This is a genomic window from Rhodopseudomonas sp. B29, assembly GCF_000333455.1.
Taxonomy (GTDB): domain Bacteria; phylum Pseudomonadota; class Alphaproteobacteria; order Rhizobiales; family Xanthobacteraceae; genus Rhodopseudomonas.
This window is the reverse complement of record NZ_BADD01000140.1, coordinates 1-2,293: the sequence shown is the minus strand read 5'-3', so window position 1 is coordinate 2,293 and position 2,293 is coordinate 1. Positions and strand designations below refer to the sequence as shown.

Below are 2,293 nucleotides of genomic sequence, written 5' to 3'. Positions count from 1 at the left end.
GTGCATTCGGCCTCGATCGTCACCGGCGTCGGCCGTGTTGCCGGCCGCGAATGCATGATCGTCGCCAACGACGCCACCGTGAAGGGTGGCACGTACTATCCGCTGACGGTGAAGAAGCATCTGCGCGCGCAGGACATCGCCCGGCAGAACAATCTGCCGTGCATCTACATGGTCGATTCCGGCGGCGCCTTCCTGCCGCAGCAGGACGAGGTGTTTCCGGACGAACGGCATTTCGGCCGGATATTCTTCAACCAGGCCAACATGTCGGCGCAGGGCATTCCGCAGATCGCGGTGGTGATGGGGTCGTGCACCGCAGGCGGCGCCTATGTGCCGGCGATGTCGGACGAGAGCATCATCGTCCGCAACCAGGGCACCATCTTCCTCGGCGGCCCGCCGCTGGTGAAGGCCGCGACCGGCGAAGTCGTGTCGGCTGAAGAGCTCGGCGGCGCCGACGTGCATTCGCGGCAGTCCGGTGTCACCGACCACTACGCCCAGAACGATGCTCACGCGATTGGCATCGCGCGGAAAATCGTCGGCACGCTGAAGCCTCCGCAGCGGCCGGTGCTGAACATGCGTGAGCCGCGCGAGCCGCTGTATCCGGCCGAGCAGCTCTACGGCATCGTGCCGGCCGAACAGCGTAAACCGTTCGACGTCCGCGATATCATCGCCCGGATCGTCGACGGCTCCGAATTCGACGAGTTCAAGAAGCTGTACGGGACCACGCTCGTCTGCGGCTTCGCCCATATCTGGGGCTTCCCGGTCGGCATCATCGCCAACAACGGCATCCTGTTCAGCGAGTCTTCGCTGAAGGGCGCGCATTTCATCGAACTATGCTGCCAGCGCGGCATTCCGCTGGTGTTTTTGCAGAACATCACCGGCTTCATGGTCGGCAAGAAGTACGAAGCCGGCGGCATCGCACGCGACGGCGCCAAGTTGGTGACGGCGGTTGCCACCGCCAACGTGCCGAAGTTCACTGTGGTGATCGGCGGCTCCTACGGCGCCGGCAATTACGGCATGTGCGGCCGCGCTTACTCCCCGCGCTTTTTGTGGATGTGGCCGAATGCGCGCATCTCGGTGATGGGCGGCGAGCAGGCCGCGATGGTGCTGAGCACGCTGCGCCGGGATAACATCGAGGCGAAGGGCGGCGCCTGGAGCGCGGAGGAGGAGGAGGAATTCCGCTCGCCAATCCGTGCGCAGTACGAGACCCAGGGCAGCCCTTACTACGCGACGGCGCGGCTGTGGGACGACGGCGTGATCGACCCTGCCGACACCCGTCTGGTGCTCGGCCTCGGTCTTTCCGCCTCCAGCAATGCGCCGATCGAGCCGACCAAGTTCGGCCTGTTCCGGATGTGATGAGCAGGATCTGATAATGACCAAGACAGCCCTGTATCGCCGCTTCCGCACGCTCCTGATCGCCAACCGCGGCGAGATCGCCTGCCGCGTCATCCGCACCGCGCGCGCCATGGGCCTGCGCACCGTCGCGGTGTATTCCGAGGCCGACGCCGGCGCGCTGCATGTCAGCGAGGCCGACGACGCCGTGCTGCTCGGCCCGGCGAAAGCCGCCGACAGTTACTTGAACATTTCGCAGATCATCGAGGCCGCCAAACAAACCGGCGCCGAAGCGGTTCATCCCGGCTACGGCTTCCTGTCGGAGAGCGCCGAGTTCGCGCAGGCCTGCGCCGACGCAGGGCTGGTGTTCGTCGGACCAACGCCGGAGATGATCACCGCGATGGGCTCGAAGTCGGGCTCCAAGGCGCTGATGGAGAAGGCCGGCGTGCCGCTGGTGCCGGGCTATCACGGCGCTGCTCAGGAAGACGCGACGCTGGCCGGGGCCGCCGACAAGATCGGTTTCCCGGTGCTGGTGAAGGCTTCGGCCGGCGGCGGCGGCCGCGGCATGCGCGTGGTGCGCAAGGCAGAGGAATTGTCCGACGCGATCGCCAGCGCCAAGCGTGAGGCCAAGGCGGCGTTCGGTGACGACACGCTGCTGATCGAGAAATACGTCGACAATCCGCGCCACATCGAGGTGCAGATCGTCGGCGACAGCCACGGCAATCTGGTCTCGCTGTTCGAGCGCGAATGCACGCTGCAGCGCCGCCACCAGAAGGTGATCGAGGAGGCGCCGTCGCCGACGCTCGATACTGCCGGGCGCGAGAAAGTCTGCGAAGCGGCGCGGCGCGCCGCCGGCGCGGTGAACTACGTCGGCGCCGGCACCATCGAATTCGTCTCGGATGGCAAGGACGTGTTCTTCATCGAGATGAACACGCGTCTGCAGGTCGAGCATCCGGTCACCGAG

At 66.0% G+C, this 2,293-nt stretch carries 2 protein-coding genes; both read left to right on the top strand.

Annotation, left to right across the window (positions count from 1 at the left end; all coding sequences use genetic code 11):
* Window positions 1-1,353 (top strand): carboxyl transferase domain-containing protein (locus tag I5M_RS05240; RefSeq protein ID WP_031335446.1); only part of this gene is annotated, 1,353 nt, incomplete at its 5' end.
* Window positions 1,354-1,369: 16 nt separating this feature from the next.
* On the top strand, window positions 1,370-2,293 hold a 924-nt coding region (locus I5M_RS05235), incomplete at its 3' end, for a biotin carboxylase N-terminal domain-containing protein (RefSeq protein WP_022720446.1).